This is a genomic window from Streptomyces sp. GSL17-111 (genome assembly GCF_037911585.1).
Lineage (GTDB): Bacteria > Actinomycetota > Actinomycetes > Streptomycetales > Streptomycetaceae > Streptomyces.
Genome location: NZ_JBAJNS010000001.1, coordinates 2762797 through 2779115 on the forward strand (window position 1 = coordinate 2762797; position 16319 = coordinate 2779115).

The following is a 16319-nucleotide window of genomic DNA, read 5'->3' on the forward strand; positions in this document are numbered from 1 at the left end:
GAGCCTGGCAGCAACGCCGGTCGCCCCGGGCCCCAACCACCCGCCAGAGAGACGAACGGAAGGAGCACCCATCATGACCGAACCCGCCACCGGGCCGAAGCCCGTCAACGGTCACGCCGAACCCACGGTGCGGCTCATCAAGTTCACCGAGCCGGACAACAACGTGACCGTTGTCGACGTCGATCCGGTCACCGAGCCGGTCGCCGAGATGACCGGCGCCCCCACCATCCCGCCGCCCCCCACCGAACCCCCGGCCACCCTCGACGACGAGGCGGCCGCCCCGGTCACCGAGCCGGTCACGGTGCCGGTCACCGAGATGACCACCGAGCTGACCGCCCCGGTCCCCGTCGACCGGCCCGACGTGGCCGCCGATACCGGCACGTTCCTCGGTCAGCGTCGGGCGTTCCTGGCGTCCGCGCCGCCGGTCATCCCCGCGTGGCTGCGCAAGGCGTCCGACTTCACCGACGCGGTCAAGTGGACCACCAACTACTACGCGCACCTGACCGCGTTCCACACCGTGCGCGCCCCCGTCTACCTCATGCGCCTCATCGTGCGGTCCCCGCGCGGCGGGGCCCGCCTGGTGGCCCGGTGGGTGCGGTGGGTCGTCGACGCCGAAGCGCGGCCCGTGGAGACCAAGGCCGCCGCCTCCGGGGACGTCGAGGCATGGCTCGCCCTCTCCCGCGAGCACTCCCGCCGGGTGCGCCCCCGCCGGGTCGCCTCCGCCGTCGTGGCCGGGTCGGCCGCTCTGGCGGCCGGTGTGGGCGCCCTGCTGCTGCCGCCGTGGGTGCTGGCCGCCTCGGTGCCCGCGTTCCTGTCCGTCCTCGGCGTCGCCGGACGCGACCAGGACAAGCCCCTCGTGACCCGATACGTGCACGTCGACCAGCTCTCGGCGCTCACCTCCACCGAAGTCTTCGACGCCCTCTCCGCCATCGGTGTCGGCGACCGGAAGAAGTCCGAGGTCACGTTCGCCGCCGAGATCCAGCGCGACGGGCCCGGCTGGCGCGCCGAGGTCGACCTGCCGCGCGGTATCCCCGCAACCAAGGTGCTGGAGAAGCGCACCGAACTCGCGGCCGCCATGCGCCGCCCCATCTCCACCGTGTGGCCCGAGGGAGACCGCGACGCCCACCCCGGGCGCCTGGTGCTGTGGGTGGCGCAGCAGGACCCGGCCAAGGCCCCGCGGAAGCTGTGGCCGCTGATGAAGACCGGCACCGCCGACGTCTTCAAGCCCCTGCCCTTCGGGTTCGACCCGCGCGGCAACCTCGTCGAGGTCACGCTCATGTACTCCAACCTCCTCGTCGGCGGCATCCCCGGCTCGGGCAAGACCTCCTGCGCGCTGGCGATCGTGCTCGGCGTCGCCCTGGACCCCACCGCCGAGCTTTGGGTGTACGAGCTGAAAGGCTCAGGCGACCTGAACTCGGTCAAGCCCGTCTGCCACCGCTACGTATCCGGCGACGACGACGAAGACCTCACCGCCACCCTGTCCGGCCTGCGCGCCGGCATCGCCGAGCAGAAGCGCCGCGCCAAGTTCGTCAAGTCCCTGCCCTCCTCCGAGACCCCCGACGGACGGCGCGTCACGCGGGAGCTGGCCGAGAAGTACCCCGAGCAGAACCTCGGCCCCCGCGTCGTCGTCGTCGACGAGGCACAGGAGCTGTTCACCCACCCCGACTACAAGGACGAAGCCGCCGAGCTGTGCACCAAGCTCATCAAGAAGGGCCGCGCCTACGGCATCATCCTCATCCTGCTCACCCAGAACCCCGACGCCCCCTCACTGCCGTCCTCGGTGTCCAGCTCGGTCGGCACCCGCCTGTGCCTCGCGGTGATGGACTGGCGCGCCAACAACAACGTGCTGGGCACCGGCGCCCACGAACGGGGCCTGCGCGCCACGGAGATCAGCGCCACCGAACAGGGCACCGGCATCCTCGCCCGGGGACGGGAAGGCACCACCGTGCGGGCCGCGTTCATCCGCCAGACAGAAGCCGAGGAGATCGGCCGCCGCGCCCTGGCCATGCGCACCGCCGCCGGCACCCTGTCCGGCGAAGCCGCCGGGAACGAGGTCGAGGAGCTGGACAGCTCCACCATCGTCGACCACCTGCGCGGGGTGTGGCCGGACGGTGCCGACGCCGTCCACTCCCACCGCCTGGTCGAGGCGCTGGCCGCCTACCGGCCCGACCTGTACGGGCCGTGGCTCGACGAGGAAGACGCCGCCGCCCGCTCCACCGCCCTGTCGGCCGCGCTCAAGCCCCACAAGGTCCCCACCCGCCAGCTGACGATCCGGGACTGCTGCGGCGGCGCCAAGGGCGTCCGGCTGGCCGACCTGCCCGAAGCCGTGGACGACGCCGAGTAGGGGGCCGCGAGCCGGTTTCGGCAGGGGATCAAGGTTTCACCCCGACCCGAAACCGGTTTCGCCCCCGACATCGCCCCCACAGCTTCCTGACCAGCAGCGATATCGGGTTTCGACCCCACCCGCCCCACGCCGAGAACCCCACGAATACGGCTCTGCGCCATCTGCTGCGCAGGCACCTCGCGACCCGACACACGCCGAGGGCGGCCCCCACTCCTACCAAGAACCGGGGCCGCCCTCTCTCCCACTACAGGAGGTCTTTCAGCATGCCCCATGACTCCCGGCCCCGGTTGCGGCTGGGTTCGGTGTGTACCGGATACGGCGGTCTGGACATGGCCGTGCAGGAGACGTTCGGCACGGTGACGGCCTGGGTGGCCGACAACGACGCCGGCGCCTCCCGCATCCTCGCAACCCACCACCCCGCCACGACCAACCTGGGCGACATCACCACCGTGGACTGGCGGCGCGTCCCGGCGGTGGACGTGCTGTGCGGGGGCTACCCGTGCCAGCCGTTCAGCACCGCCGGGAAGCGGAAGGGAACCGAGGATGACCGGCACATCTGGCCCCACATCGCCGATGCCCTTCGCGTTCTACGACCCCGCCTCGCGGTCTTTGAGAACGTCGCAGGACACCTTTCCCTGGGATTCGACACCGTCCTCGCCGACCTTGCCCGCCTCGGGTTCGATGCGCGCTGGACGACTCTTCGCGCATCCGACGTCGGCGCCGCACACCAGCGCAAGCGCCTGTTCGTCCTCGCCTGGCCTACCCACCCCCAGAGCACGGGACGCCAAGGGCCGGGGCTTCACCGACTCCCTCCCCGTGGTGGCCTCCCTGCTGCCCACCCCCTCGACGTCGGAAGCGAACGGCACCGGCCACCGGGCACGCGGCGGGATGAACCTGCGGCACACCGTCTCCCTGCTGCCCACACCCGTGGTCGGCGACTCCAAGGGAGCCAGACAGGCAACAGCCCGCAACCCGCGCAGCACCTCACCCACCCTGTCCGACCTGTCCTTCGCCAAGCTCCTGCCGACCTCACGTGCGACGGACGACCGCAACACGGGACCGGACCAGCGGGACAACCGGGCCGATGTGGCGCTGCCGCCCACGCACCGGAATGGGGCGTCTACAGCCCGGCCATCGCCCGATGGACCACCGTCGTCGGACGGCGACCACCCGGGCCAGTTGACGCTGTGGGACGGCTGAACCCGCCCTTCGTGGAATGGCTCATGGGCCTGCCCGCCGGCCACGTCACCGACGTCCCCGGACTCTCCCGCACCGCGCAACTCCAAGCCCTGGGCAACGGCGTCGTCCCCCAACAGGCCACCGCCGCCCTACACGCCCTCACCCAACACACCGACAGCGCCGCCCAACCCCACGGGCTGGACGACGCCGCCTGACACAACACGGGGCGGCCCCACTCTCACCAAAGACCGGGCCGCCCCACCCACCCCCGAAGGGACAGGAGAAACCCAGCATGCCCCATGATCCCCACCCCGCGCTCCTACACGAAGCCTTGGACCTGGCCGCGCGTGGCCTCCCCGTCCTGCCCCTGCGGGCAGGCAAGCTGCCGGTAGGCAACTGCCCGTCCTGTGCCGGCGGCCGGTGCGGGGACCGGCCGCACATGAAGGCCGCAGGGCCCTGCCAGTGCACGGCCCCGTGTCACGGCTGGGCCGCCGCCACCACCGACCCGGACACCCTCACCTCACCAGCGTGGGCGCCCGCATGGCAGCAGGCCGCCGCCGTCGCCTACCACCCCGGCGGCGCCGGGGTGACCGTCGTGGACCTCGACGACGCCGCCGCCATCGCATGGGCCCGCGCCACCCTCCCGCCGACCCGGACGGTGGCCACGACCCGGGGTGAGCACTGGATCTACCGGGGCTCGATGCGGTCGGCCAACGGGGTGCGGCCCGGGGTAGACCTGAAGTCCGCCGCTGCCTACGCCCGGTGGCTGGGGCCCGGAACCGGCGCCCTGGCGCCGCTGCCCGAGGCCGTGTGTGCGCTGGTGGTGAAGGAGCCGCCCCCGGCCCGCCCGGTGGTCACCGTGCCCGCCCCGGGCTCGGGCGGGGAGTGCCGGCACCGCACGCCGACCTACCTTGAGCGCGGCATCGCCATGGCGGAGCAGCGGATCAGCGGCGCGTCCAGCGCGGTGCACGCCACGGTCTATCGCACGTTTCTGGCGGTGCTGTCCGCGCACGGCCGGTGCGGCTGCCTGACCGAGGGCCACATCGCGCGGCTGTTCACCGCCGCTCAGGTCAAGGGCGAAAGCGCCCGGCACTGCGCGGACGCCTGGACCAACGCCCGCACTCGATTGGGGCTGTGAGCCATGGCCGACGACGACAAGACCCCGGCCCGCGACGTCATCACCGACTTCGCACGCCAGCACTTCCGGTACTTCCGCACCGCCGACGGCACCGTCTACGCCCAGCGCAACGGCCACCCGGTGGCGCGTCCGATCCGTTCCCAGGGGACGACGGGCAGCCACCGTCAGGAACTCATGGTCGGCCTCTTCCACGACGGGCACGGCGTCTTCAACGGAACCGCCCTCAAGGAGGCACTCGACTTGATCGAAGCACTCGCCCTCAACCAGGACGTCCAGCCCGTCCACATCCGGGTGGCGCCCGGGTTCGACGGCGCGACGTGGCTGGACCTGGGGCGCGACGACGGACGCTCGGTGCGCATCCACCCCACCGGCTGGGACATCACCACCCCGGACCCGCGTGAGGTGTGCTGGCGGCGCACCCAGCTCACCGGCGAACTCCCCCTGCCGGAGAAGGACACCGACGGCAAGGGCATCGACCTGCTGCTCAGGTTGTGCAACTTCGCCAGCGCCGAGACCGAGTGCCTGGCCATCGCCTGGCTGATCGGCTGCCTGGGCCCGTCCGTGCCCGTCCCCGCCCCGTTCCTGACCGGCCCGCAGGGTGCGGGGAAGTCCACCGGCGGGCGGATGCTCCTGCGGATCATCGAGGGCATGAGCGGCGACCTGCGCCGCGCCCCGAAGGATGAGGAGAACCTGATCGCGGCCGTCGCCGCCGGATGGGTCACCGCCCTGGACAACCTGTCCCACCTGGCGCCGGACCTCTCCGACCTGATGTGCTGCATCGTCACCGGGGCCGAGACCATCAAACGCGCCCTCTACACCGACGGCGACGTCGTCCGCGCCCGCTACCGCCGCCCGCTCCTGCTGACCGGCATCGACGTCGGCGTCATCCGCCCCGACCTCGCGGAACGGCTCCTGCCCCTGCGGTTGGAGCGGCCCCGGGTGCGGCGCACCGAGGCGGAACTGTGGGCGGAGTTCCAAGAGGCCCTGCCCGTCATCCTGGGCTCAGTGCTGGACCTGACCGTCAAGGTCCGGGCCGCCGAGGCGGACATCCCCACCGATCTGCGGATGGCCGACTTCGCGCACCTGTGCGCCCAGCTCGACGCCGCGACCGGGCTGCGAGCGCTGGACGCCTACCGGGCCAGCCTGGACGACCTCAACGACGACGTCATTGAAGGCGACCTCCTCGCTCAGACCGTCCTCAAGCACGCCACCGGGCTCGCCCCGGGCGCGGAGGTGCGGATGACGTCCTCGGAATGGCTGCACCTCCTCAGCGGCCTCTACACCGGCGAAGACTGCCGCCCCCTGCCGAAGGGGTGGCCGACCACGGGCAAGGTCCTCTCCGACCGTCTCAAGCGCCTTCAGCCCACCCTCGGCGCCCGGGGCGTCCTCATCGACTGGGGCCGCACCAAGCACGGGCGCTACATCGAGATGACCCGACGGCCCGAGCCGCCGCCGCACCAGCAGGACCCGATGCACTGACCGGCACCAACGGAACAAGCAAGAAGAGCACCCGGCGCCACCCGGGGGAGGTGCTCCTCTTGCTTGTCCGGCGGCAACGCCGCCCTGCGATGGACGCGCCGCGAAGCGGCTCCTTCATCAACACCGCACGACGCACCACAACAGAACCCCACCCTTCTTTTGTCCGAAGAGAAGAGACCCTGCGTCACCCGCGTCACCCACACACCCAAACCGGCCCCTGACCAGCCGCAACAACGGTGACGCACCACCAACAGGCTGCGTCACCCCGCGTCACCCGCGTCACCCCCGTGACGCACGCCCGCGTCACCCCATGACGCACCCCAACGCCCTGCGTCACCACAAACCTGCAGGTCAGACACCACACGTGACGCAGATGACGCGGTGACGCAGAAAACCCCACCTCGGACACACAACCCAACTCAAGAGAGCGCCGCGACACCCGAAGGGATCTCCCCATGGCCCGTCCGCAGATGCTCAAACTCCCCGAAGTCCTCGACGAGATCGGCATGAGCCGCGCCGCCTTCTACCGCATGCGCGCCAGGGGACAGGCCCCTCGGCTCCGGAAACTGCCCAACGGACAGATCCGCGTGAGCCGGGCAGACCTCGACGCCTGGTGGGGGCAGTGCGACGAAAGCGCCGCCTGAATCTGGTCCATTCCGAGAGCCCCCGCTGCGGCGGGGGCTCTCCCTCATGAGGAGAACTATGCACAGCTACGACGTGCGCATTTGGAGTATTCGAAAGCGCCAGAGCAAGGCTGCACCGTTCCAACTGCGATGGCAGGTGAACGGCAAGGAGTATCAGGAGAAGTTCGCCACCAAGACGCTCGCCGACGCACGCCGCGCGGAGCTGCTGACCGCGACGCGCAAGGGCGAGCCGTTCGACACCGAATCCGGGCTTCCCGTTACGGAAGTGCGTGAGCGGAACCGTACGAGCTGGTATGCCCATGCCCGTGCGCACGCGGCCCGGAAGTGGCCGGCGGCAGCGGCCAAGCACCGGGCCAGCATCGCCGAAAGCCTCACCATCGCCACGATGGCGCTGTGTCCGGAGGGGAAGGGCCGCCCTGCGGACGACCTCTTGCGCAGGGCCCTCTACCAGTGGGCATTCAACGCCGGACGCCACGAGCAGAAGCCCCCGGAGCAGGAAGCCAAAGCACTGACGTGGGTGGAACGCAACGCACCGACCGTGGCCGAACTGGACAGCGCCAAGCGCGTGCGCATGGTGCTTGAGCACTTGGCCAAGCGGCAAGACGGGAAGCCCGCCGCCGCGAACACGTTCCGACGGCGTCGCGCCGTGCTGAGCAACTGCCTGCGACTGGCCGTCGAGCACGAGCTTCTGCCCGGAAACCCGCTGCATCGCGTCCACTGGGAAACGCCCAAAGCCGCAGAGGAACTGGACGTGCGGAGCGTCGCCACCCCGGCTCAGGCTCGGTCCCTCTTGGACGCGGTCCGCGCGCAGGGGCCCCGGGGTGCCCACCTGGTCGCGTTCTTCGCGTGCATCTACTACGCGGCGATGCGACCCGAGGAGGTATCGATGCTCAGTGCCGACCAGTGCGACCTTCCCCAGGAAGGATGGGGCCGACTCATGCTCGCCGGTGCACGGCCACAGGTCGGGTCGGCGTGGACGGACGACGGCAAGCCGTACGAGGAGCGGCAATTGAAGCACCGGGCCCACCGTGCGGTCCGCCCGGTGCCCATTCCGCCCGTGCTGGTCGGCATCCTGCGCGATCACCTGGAAGCCTCCGGGGCCACGACCGACGGGCGACTGTTCAGCGCCGTGCGGGGTGGTCCGGTCCGGTCGCAGGAGTACGGCGCTGTGTGGAAGGAGGCCCGCCGGAAGGCGCTCACACCCGCGCAGATCGCTTCCCCGCTGGCCGCGATCCCGTACGACCTGCGGCATGCGTGCGTGTCCTTCTGGCTCCGCTCTGGGGTGAGCCTGGCCGAGACAGCCCGCCGCGCGGGACAGAGCGTCGCCGTACTCCAGCGCTACTACGCCAAGGTTCTGGACGGTGAGGAGGACAGGATGAACGCCCTGATCGAGCAGGGTTTGGCGGAGCACGAGGGCGGCCCGGAGGGGCCCTGATTCCTGGCCGCAGGTTGGCCGCACGCACTGGTCAGGAGTGGGATACCGGCGAATCAGAGTGAGACAGGGTGAACGCCGAAGGGGTGCCCGTCGTGGACGGGCACCCCTTCTGAGCTGGGCGTTCTACGACCTGGGCGGAGGCGGTGGGATTTGAACCCACGGTGACATCGCTGCCACGACGGTTTTCAAGACCGTTCCCTTCGGCCGCTCGGGCACACCTCCCCGCGCCACGCGGGTGCGCTGCGCGGCGCGGGAACAGCCTAACCGGTCAGCCGTCGCCGACGCGCTCGCCCAGGGTCAGTTCGATCTGGTTCTGCTTGCCGTCGCGCTCGTAGGTCAGGGTGACCTTGTCGCCGGGCGTGTGGGTCCAGATCTCGCTGATGAGGGTCGGGCCGCTGTCGATCGGGGCGCCGTCGAACTTGGTGATGACGTCGCCCGGCCGGAGGCCGGCCTCGTCCGCCGGGCCGCCCGGGGTGAGGGCCTCGGAGTCGCCCTCGCCGCGTTCGGAGATGACGGCGCCGTCGTTGCCCTGCCGCATGTCGACGGTGGCGCCGATGATCGGGTAGACCGGGCGGCCGGTCTCGATGAGGGTCTGGGCGACGCGCTTGGCCTGGTCGACGGGGATGGCGAAGCCGAGGCCGATGCTGCCGGCCGGGCCCTCCATCGGGCCGCCGCCCGTGGACTGGATGGCGGAGTTGACGCCGATGACCTCGCCGTCCGCGTTGAGGAGCGGGCCGCCGGAGTTGCCGGGGTTGATCGAGGCGTCGGTCTGGAGGGCGCTCATGTAGGAGGCCGAGGAGCCCTGGGCGTCGCTGGAGGCGACGGGGCGGTTGAGCGCGGAGACGATGCCGGTGGTCACGGTGCCGGAGAGACCGAAGGGCGCGCCGATGGCGATCGTCGAGTCGCCGACGGCCACGTCGTCGGAGTCGCCGAGGGGGAGCGGGGTGAGGGTGACGCCCTCGGGGTCGGTGAGCTTGATGACGGCGATGTCGTACCCCTCGGCGCGGCCGACGACCTCGGCGTCGTACTGCTTGCCGTCGGAGAAGACGACGGTGAGCTCGGCGCCGTCGGCAGCGCTGGCGACCACGTGGTTGTTCGTCAGGATGTGGCCCTGCTTGTCGAAGACGAAGCCGGTGCCGGTGCCGCCGCCCTGGCTGTCGCTGCCGCCGTTGACCTGGATGGTGACGACGCTCGGCAGGGCCTCGTCGGCGATGCCGGCGACGGAGTCCGGCGGGCGGTTGAGGGCCTGGCGCCCGTCGCGCGCGGGTGACTCGACGGTCTCGGAGGAGGAGCCGCTGGTGCGGTCGGCCGCCCAGTATCCGACGCCGCCGCCGACGCCGCCGATGAGGAGGGCGCCCACCAGGGCCGCGGCGATCAGCGGGCCGCGGCGCTTGCGGGGGGCCGGGGGCGGAGGCAGCGGGGCCCCCCACGGCTGGGTCGGGCCGTGGCCCCCGGGACCGCCGTGGCCCCCGGGCCCGTGGCCGGGGCCGCCGTGGCCGGGGCCACCGGCCCCCCCGTGGCCGCCGTAGCCGGGGCCGCCGGGGCCCGGGTCGTTCGGGCCGTGGGCGTGGCCGGGGGGCGGGGTGGTGGGGGGCGGGGTGTCACCAGAGGACGCGCCCGGGGTGCCCGGCGGGGGCGTCGGGGAGGCCGGGGGCGGGCCCCAGCCGGCCGTGGGCTGCTGGGCCGCCGGGGCCGGGTGCTGCTGCCACGCCTCGGCGGGGACCGTGGAACCCGGCGCGGCCGGGGGCGCGGCGGGAGGCGCGGGGGCGGGGGCGGAGTCCGGCCCCGGAGCGGGCGGACCGGCCGCGTCGGTGGCTTCGGGAGCGGCTTCGGTGGCCGGGAGCGGCGCCGTCGCGTCGTCGGATGCGGGCCGCTGCGGAGCGTCGGGGGACGCCGCCGGGGGCACGTGGTCGCCGGAGGCCGACGGCCGGCCGGCGCGGCGCTCCTCAGCCGATCGGTCCACGCCCTCGTGCTCGGTGTTCACAGCAGTCTCCTCGGTTCCAGTCGTCGCCTTCGCGGTCACCACCGGTGTGGGACGCGGTGGCGCCGCACGGAGCCGGCGGCGCTGCGGCCCCGGTTCCAGTGTGCAGACAGCTTTGCCCATAGGACGTCAGGGCGGCGTAAGCCATGCGGCTACCCTGCGGCCGCTCCTTTACGCGCCGCACATCGTGCCCGGCCACGGACGGTACGGGAGGGTGGCGTGGGGTGGCACGATGTCAGCGTGCGACGTCCTGTTTCCGTCATAGCGCACCGCGGCGCGTCCGAGGACGCCCCGGAGCACACGCTCGCCGCCTACCGGATGGCCATCGAGCACGGCGCCGACGGCCTGGAGTGCGACGTCCGGCTCACGGCCGACGGGCATCTGGTGTGCGTGCACGACCGCCGCGTCGACCGGGTGTCCAACGGCCGGGGCGCGGTGTCGACGCTGGAGCTGGCCGATCTCGCGGCGCTGGACTTCGGCTCGTGGAAGGACCCGTACGAGAAGCCCGAGTCCATGGACCGGCACGGCCGTTCGGTGCTGACGCTGGAGCGGTTGCTCCGGCTGGTGAAGGAGTCCGAGCAGGCGGGGCGCCGGGTGGAGCTCGCCATCGAGACCAAGCACCCGACGCGTTGGGCGGGGCAGGTGGAGGACCGGCTGGTGGCGCTGGTGCGGGAGTACGAGTTGACGGAGTCGGTGCGGGTGATGAGCTTCTCGGCGCGGTCGCTGCACCGGGTGCGCAGGGCGCTCCCGCAGGTCCCGACGGTGTACCTGATGCAGTTCCTGCTGCCGCGCCACCGCGAGGGGCGGCTGCCGCCGGGCGTGGGGATCACCGGGCCGGGCATGCGGATCATCCGCAACCACCCGGACTACGTCATCCGCGCTCAGCGCGCCGGGCACCAGGTGCACGTGTGGACGGTGGACGATCCGGTGGACGTGGAGCTGTGCGCGCGGCTGGACGTCGACGCGATCATCACCAACCGGCCGCGTCAGGTCATCGACCAGCTGCGGGTCCTGGGTCGCAGGTGAGCGCCGGGACGGGGTGACGGCGGTCGCTTCGGCGACGTTTGTCAAGACCACCGGCGCGGGTTACTCACGGGGAGTGCACCGGCGCATTCGGTGGGTACCGCTTCGTGAGTAATGCGTCAATACTCGGGCACGGGTCGGTTTCCGCCCTGTGCCGAGAGGGCATTCATGACGTTGCGTGGGGCGAAGGAGGTACGGGGGTGGCATTCGTGGTGGCACAGGAAGTGCCGACGTCTTCGACGATGGCCGTTCCCCACGGTCCCGTCGGCGTCGGCCCGGCGAGACGGCGGATGCGGGACGAGCTGCGCGCCTCCGGGACGCCCGACACGGTCGTGGACGACGCCGTGCTGATCCTCTCGGAGCTGCTGAGCAACGCGGCCCGGCACGCACGTCCGCTGCCGCCGGACGAGTCGGTGCGGGCGGGCTGGCACCGGGGTGTCGCCGGGGAGGTCACGATCTCCGTCACGGACGGGGGCGGGCCGACGCGCCCGCTGCCCGCGACGCCCTCGGTCACGGCCCGAGGGGGGCGCGGGCTCTCCATCATCACGACGCTCGCGCAGGCCTGGGGTGTGCGGGAGGACGTGGAGCAGGAGGCCGTCACGGTCTGGGCCGTGGTGGGGCGCCCGGAGTTCGGCGCGGGCGCGAAGGGCGCGGCGCACGCGCCGACAGGTGTGCCGACGGGGCGGGGCGGCATCGAGGGCCTGGACGGGTTCGAGGGGCTGGACGGCATCGGCGTCTGACGCGGCGGCCTGCCCGGGCGGCTTCCTGTCCTGGCGGGGCCCGAGCGGCGACCGGCCCGGGGGAAGCCCTCCTCTGCGCGGGGAATACCCGACGACGGCGGGAACGGCGTACGGTTTGAAGCGCCGGCCGGGCCCCAGCGCTGCCGGTCAGTCTGTCCGCCAGTGTGACGCACGGAGAATCCGCCTCATGGCCAAGAAGCGCCGTCCCCAGCCCCAGTCCGCGAAGCCGCAACTCGTCGACGGGGAGGTCCCGGTCGTCGGTGCGCGGGAACCGTGCCCGTGCGGTTCGGGACGCCGCTACAAGGCGTGCCACGGGCGCGCGGCGGCGCAGGCGGCGACGGAGCTGGTGCAGCGGCCCTTCGAGGGCCTGGCCGGTGAGTGCGACTGGGTCGCGCTGCGCGAGCTGGTCCCCGCCGCGACGGTCCCGTTGACGTTGGCCGACGGTCTGCCCGACGGCGTCCCCTCCCTCACGCTGGCGACGGTGCTGCCGATGGCCTGGCCGGCGCTGCGGCGCGACGACGGCGCGGTGATGATCGGGCTGCAGAACGACACGGCCTCGGGCGACCTGAGCCGCGACCTGGCGGACGTCCTGCGGCGTGCGCTGACGTCCGAGCCCGGGCAGCCGGTGCCGGCGGAGCGCGCGGAGAGCGGCGGGCCGCGGTTGCAGGATCTGCTGGACCCGGCGGCGGCGTTCGTCCCGGAGGTGCACGAGGGTTTCGAGTTCTGGCTGCCGGACGCCGAGAGCGCGAGCGGCGAGGTGGCGGCCTCGTTGGAGCGGGCCAACGCCGCCGCGCTGCCGACCGCTCGGCTCACCGGCGTGGAGGCGGCCTACTGGTGCCGCACGCCGGAGAAGAACCACCTGCGCTGGGTCATGCCGCACTCCGAGGAGCGGCTGATGAACGCGCTGGCCAGGCTGCACGCCGCAGGCGCGTCCGGGCTGGGCGACGGCACGCGGCTGGTGGGCTCGTTCCGCGCGCACGGTCTGATGGTGCCGGTGTGGGACCTGCCGGGCGCGATGACCGCCGAGGAGTGCGAGAAGCCCGCGCAGGCGTTCGCGGAGCGGCTGGGTGACGCGCTGGCCGACGACGGGCCGCTCACGGCGGACGAACGGCGGGCGCGCAGCGGGCTGACCAACCGGCAGATCACGCTGAGTTGAGCGGGGGCGTCACCGGCGGCCCGTGGCGGGCGGCGGACGCGCGGCGGCGCGCGTCCGCCCGGCGGCGACGCCGTTGAACACTCAATTACTTGTGACCCTCGTCACAACTCCCCTTTTCAGGCCCGCAGTACGGGGCTGAAAAGGAGTGCGGGATTTGCGAACGGCCCAAGTCTTGTTACCGTTCTCAGAGCCCGGTCGCTGGTGCATCCCCCGTCGCCAGCGACCGGGTTTTCTCATGCCCGGACGCGCCCCGGACGCACCGCGTGCGCCCCGGGCCGCCCCCTCGCGCCCCTCAGTGCGCGAGGCGGTCACCACCGTCCGGAGCGGCCCTACCGGCGTCCACCAGGACGTCGAGCAGCGGCTCCGTGCCGGGCAGGTACGGCACGTCGCCCTCCGGCGGACGCAGCCAGCGCACCGGCCCGGCGGGCAACTGTGTGGGGGGCAGCGGCACGTAGCCGCCCTCCCCGTGAAAGCGCAGGGAGCTGGGCACCCAGTCCCGCGCGTACAGCAGTTCCCCGAGTTCGGCCAGGTCGTACGGCCGGACGAGCAGGGCGACGCGGGTCGGGGTGGCCAGCGCGGGCCCGGTCCGCAGGCCCAGCCGGTCGCACGCCTCCAGCGCCCCGACGCCGGCCTCCAGCGGGAGGCTCAGCGCGCACGGCGCCCGGCCGCCGGTGGCCAGGAGGAGGGCCGCGCCGGGACGGTTCGTCCACCACCAGCGCACCATGCGGGCGTCGGTCGTGGCGGCGAGCAGCGGGGGGTCCAGGGGGTGCGCGCCGGGTACGGCGCACTCCGGCAGCGGGCACGAACAGGCCATTGTCGCGTCGGTGCGCCGTCCGGAACCGTTCCCCCGCGCGGCACCGACGGCCTGCCGCAGCTGCCGTGACGGCCGCCAGGGCGGGGTCCGCGTCTCGACGCCGGGGACCACCGGCCATCGCCACCGGGTGGCGCAGGTCAGCGCGGCCGTACGCCGCGCCCATCGAGTGACACGTCGCCTTCCGAGGATCTCGCGCATGAGCGCTCGTTCCTTTCCGTAACGTCCGTAAACACCGACAGCTCGACGAAGGAAGGCTGTCGCTTTGCGTCGTGCCGTACTGCGTGATGCGCCGGGCGTTCTGCCGCATCGCCGGTACTGCTGCACTGGGTCCGGATCCCGTCACCGCGCGTGCAAGGCAGCGCATCATGCCGGGGCCGGGCGTGGAACGTGGCGGGGGGTGGCGCGCGCGTGGCGCTTGCGCTCTCGTCGTGCTGGGTTGTGCGTTCGATCCGAACGTGCCTGATGCCCTGCGTTTTCGCCACTCGGGAGGCCGGGCGACCGGTCCACCGGGCCGACCGCGCCTCACCGACTACGACGTGCAGCCTCGTCGTCAGGTTCCACATGGCGCCAACTGCCCGCGTCCGCCGTGTTCATGCGTACCCGGTGCAGCCGTGCGACCGCTGCTGAGCCAGGCCAGTCGACCGTGAATATGCGCAAGCAGGGTACATTTTCAGCCAATCTGCGGGAGACTGAGAGCGTCACCCCCCGGCCCCGGACCTCCTGGACACCACCGCACCCAACCGGGCAATGCTGGACATCCCGTCGCCGCGACGTGTACATCTGGAGGCATTGGTAGCAGAGCAGCACGACATGGGGGTTTGCGATGCTCTTGCGAGAATTCACCCCTGGCGGGAGCTGCTTCTCATGAGTACGCCCCATACGTCGAAAGTGGCCGGAATCAATCCGCCCTCGACGTCGCCGGAGCACACTGACCCGCCCACCACGTCCGGGAGTTCGGCGCTCGTCCGGTCACCGGGGAGTCCGGGCCCGGCCGCGCACGCCGCCTCCCGGCCCCCGTCGCACGGCGCCGCCGACGAGGCGCCGGACCCCCTCGGTCATCCCGTCGAGCGGCTCGCCGCCGCGCAGGACCGGCTCGCCGGCTGGATCGCCGACCTCAGCACGCTGCACGACCTGACGGAGCGGCTCGCCCGCAGCGGGACGCTCGACGCCGCGCTGCACGAGACGCTGCGCGGCGGCGCCGCCCTCCTCGGAGCCCGGCGCGGTCTGCTGTCCCTGGAGCCGGACGACGGCCTGGGCCCCCGGACGACCGTCGGGCTCGGCCTCGACCGCGCCGAGCTCGGGCAGTTGGAGACGGTCCCGGGCGTGGCCGTCACCCATACCGACCTCGCGCGGGCCGAGGGCACGGGCCCCCGGCACCGGGAGGTCGCCGCACGGCTGGGCTTCGCCGCCAGCCACGCCGTACGGCTGGCCGCCGGGCCCACGCCCGCGCTCGGCACGGCGGTCTGGCTGTACGCGGAGCCGGGCCGCCCCTCGGAACGCCAGCGGCACCTGCTGCACCTCTACCTGCGCTGCGCGGGCGAGCACCTCGCCCGCCACCTGGAGCTGGCCCGCGCCCACAGCGCGGTCGCGGCGGTCCGCGAGGAGCTGCTGCCCGCCCGGCTGCCGAGGGTGCCGGGCGTGCGGACGGCGGTGCGCCACCGCACGGGGCCACGCGGTGGTGGGGACTGGTACGACGTCCTCCCGCTGCCCGAGGGCGCGCTCGGGCTCTCCGTGGGCGGGGTGAGCGAGACCGGGCCCGGCGCCGTCGCCGTCATGGGCCGGCTACGCGCGTCGCTGCGGGCCTACGCGGTCATGGAGGGCGAGGACCCGGTCGCCGTCCTGTCCGACCTGGAGCTGCTGCTGCGGGTGACCGAGCCCGCCCGCTGCGCCACGGCGCTGTTCGGCTACGCCGAGCCGGCGGAGGGACGCGTCACCCTGGCCGGGGCGGGGCACTGCCCGCCGCTGATCGTGGGGCCGACGCGGTGCGAGTTCGCCGAGACGACGCTCTCCGCCCCGCTGGGCATGCTGACGTGCTGGGAGGCGCCGAGCGTGGAGCTGAGTCTCGCGGCGGGTGAAACGCTCCTCCTGTACAGCGACGGGCTCGTGCAGCGCACCGGTGAGCCCATGGACCGGGCGTTCGCCCGGCTGCACGCCGCGGCCGCCGCGGCGCCGCCGTCCGTCCGCGAGGACCCGGAGAGGCTGGCCGACCACGTGCTGCACACCGTCCTGCCGGACGGTCTGGCGGACGACACGGACAGCGAGGAGGACGTCGTCCTGCTGGCCGCCGGCTTCTGAGCACGCGCCGCCCGACCACGCTGCGGAGCGTCCCGGTGGCCCTCGGTTCGTGAACGGTCGTCCCCTGGGGTCGCCCGTCGTTCGGACATAC

At 72.9% G+C, this 16319-nt stretch carries 13 protein-coding genes, 1 tRNA gene and 1 pseudogene; 12 read left to right on the plus strand and 3 right to left on the minus strand.

Annotated elements, in window-relative coordinates:
* The first annotated feature begins 73 nt into the window (after positions 1-73).
* The 8 genes and pseudogenes from V6D49_RS12240 (at position 74) to V6D49_RS12275 (ending at position 8219) form a co-directional block, all read left to right on the plus strand.
* Positions 74-2344 carry a cell division protein FtsK gene (locus tag V6D49_RS12240; protein ID WP_340559510.1) on the plus strand — a complete coding sequence of 757 codons (2271 nt, stop codon included), beginning with the start codon at positions 74-76 and terminating at the stop codon, positions 2342-2344.
* A 329-nt stretch (positions 2345-2673) separates the two neighbouring features.
* Positions 2674-3039, plus strand: a pseudogene (locus V6D49_RS12245) (DNA cytosine methyltransferase); the annotation flags it as partial.
* Positions 3040-3160: 121 nt separating this feature from the next.
* Complete coding sequence (locus V6D49_RS12250) at positions 3161-3544, plus strand: hypothetical protein (RefSeq protein ID WP_340564351.1); 384 nt, start codon at positions 3161-3163, stop codon at positions 3542-3544.
* Positions 3545-3567: 23 nt separating this feature from the next.
* Positions 3568-3738: a hypothetical protein gene (locus V6D49_RS12255; protein WP_340564354.1), complete on the plus strand. Its 171-nt coding sequence runs from the start codon at positions 3568-3570 to the stop codon at positions 3736-3738.
* A gap of 77 nt (positions 3739-3815) precedes the next feature.
* Complete coding sequence (locus V6D49_RS12260) at positions 3816-4661, plus strand: bifunctional DNA primase/polymerase (protein WP_340559512.1); 846 nt, start codon at positions 3816-3818, stop codon at positions 4659-4661.
* A 3-nt stretch (positions 4662-4664) separates the two neighbouring features.
* Positions 4665-6140, plus strand: coding sequence for an ATP-binding protein (locus tag V6D49_RS12265; protein ID WP_340559513.1), 1476 nt, complete (start codon positions 4665-4667; stop codon positions 6138-6140).
* 455 nt (positions 6141-6595) lie between these two features.
* The gene (locus V6D49_RS12270) at positions 6596-6784 is read left to right on the plus strand and encodes a helix-turn-helix transcriptional regulator (protein ID WP_340559515.1); all 189 of its coding nucleotides are present in this window, start codon (positions 6596-6598) and stop codon (positions 6782-6784) included.
* Positions 6785-6842: 58 nt separating this feature from the next.
* Positions 6843-8219: a tyrosine-type recombinase/integrase gene (locus tag V6D49_RS12275; protein WP_340559517.1), complete on the plus strand. Its 1377-nt coding sequence runs from the start codon at positions 6843-6845 to the stop codon at positions 8217-8219.
* A 135-nt stretch (positions 8220-8354) separates the two neighbouring features.
* Here V6D49_RS12275 and V6D49_RS12280 read toward each other — a convergent pair.
* Positions 8355-8441: transfer RNA gene (locus V6D49_RS12280), tRNA-Ser, on the minus strand.
* 46 nt (positions 8442-8487) lie between these two features.
* Positions 8488-10203 carry a S1C family serine protease gene (locus V6D49_RS12285; protein ID WP_340559519.1) on the minus strand — a complete coding sequence of 572 codons (1716 nt, stop codon included), beginning with the start codon at positions 10201-10203 and terminating at the stop codon, positions 8488-8490.
* Between the two features lie 237 nt (positions 10204-10440).
* On the opposite strand from V6D49_RS12285, the gene V6D49_RS12290 reads away from it, so the two are divergent.
* The 3 genes from V6D49_RS12290 to V6D49_RS12300 all read left to right on the plus strand — a co-directional run bounded on the left by V6D49_RS12290 (position 10441) and on the right by V6D49_RS12300 (position 13119).
* Complete coding sequence (locus tag V6D49_RS12290) at positions 10441-11226, plus strand: glycerophosphodiester phosphodiesterase (protein WP_340559521.1); 786 nt, start codon at positions 10441-10443, stop codon at positions 11224-11226.
* 197 nt (positions 11227-11423) lie between these two features.
* Entirely contained in the window at positions 11424-11963 is a 540-nt protein-coding gene (locus V6D49_RS12295; protein WP_340559522.1) for an ATP-binding protein, read from the plus strand.
* Positions 11964-12150: 187 nt separating this feature from the next.
* Positions 12151-13119, plus strand: a complete 969-nt coding sequence (locus V6D49_RS12300; RefSeq protein WP_340559523.1) for a DUF5926 family protein — start codon at positions 12151-12153, stop codon at positions 13117-13119.
* Positions 13120-13411: 292 nt separating this feature from the next.
* On the opposite strand, the gene V6D49_RS12305 is transcribed toward V6D49_RS12300, so the two are convergent.
* A complete protein-coding gene (locus V6D49_RS12305) occupies positions 13412-14131 on the minus strand; it encodes a bifunctional DNA primase/polymerase (RefSeq protein WP_340559525.1) in 720 nt (239 codons plus the stop codon).
* Between the two features lie 549 nt (positions 14132-14680).
* Here V6D49_RS12305 and V6D49_RS12310 point away from each other — a divergent pair.
* Complete coding sequence (locus V6D49_RS12310; protein ID WP_340559527.1) at positions 14681-16228, plus strand: PP2C family protein-serine/threonine phosphatase; 1548 nt, start codon at positions 14681-14683, stop codon at positions 16226-16228.
* The last annotated feature ends 91 nt before the right edge of the window (positions 16229-16319 follow it).

Bases quoted from the DNA above. Each gene is read 5' to 3' on its own strand.
- V6D49_RS12265 (WP_340559513.1), top strand. From the start codon at position 4,665: ATGGCCGACGACGACAAGACCCCGGCCCGCGACGTCATCACCGACTTC.
- V6D49_RS12305 (WP_340559525.1), bottom strand. From the start codon at position 14,131: ATGCGCGAGATCCTCGGAAGGCGACGTGTCACTCGATGGGCGCGGCGT.
- V6D49_RS12310 (WP_340559527.1), top strand. From the start codon at position 14,681: ATGCTGGACATCCCGTCGCCGCGACGTGTACATCTGGAGGCATTGGTA.
- V6D49_RS12260 (WP_340559512.1), top strand. From the start codon at position 3,816: ATGCCCCATGATCCCCACCCCGCGCTCCTACACGAAGCCTTGGACCTG.
- V6D49_RS12275 (WP_340559517.1), top strand. From the start codon at position 6,843: ATGCACAGCTACGACGTGCGCATTTGGAGTATTCGAAAGCGCCAGAGC.
- V6D49_RS12240 (WP_340559510.1), top strand. From the start codon at position 74: ATGACCGAACCCGCCACCGGGCCGAAGCCCGTCAACGGTCACGCCGAA.
- V6D49_RS12300 (WP_340559523.1), top strand. From the start codon at position 12,151: ATGGCCAAGAAGCGCCGTCCCCAGCCCCAGTCCGCGAAGCCGCAACTC.
- V6D49_RS12255 (WP_340564354.1), top strand. From the start codon at position 3,568: ATGGGCCTGCCCGCCGGCCACGTCACCGACGTCCCCGGACTCTCCCGC.
- V6D49_RS12270 (WP_340559515.1), top strand. From the start codon at position 6,596: ATGGCCCGTCCGCAGATGCTCAAACTCCCCGAAGTCCTCGACGAGATC.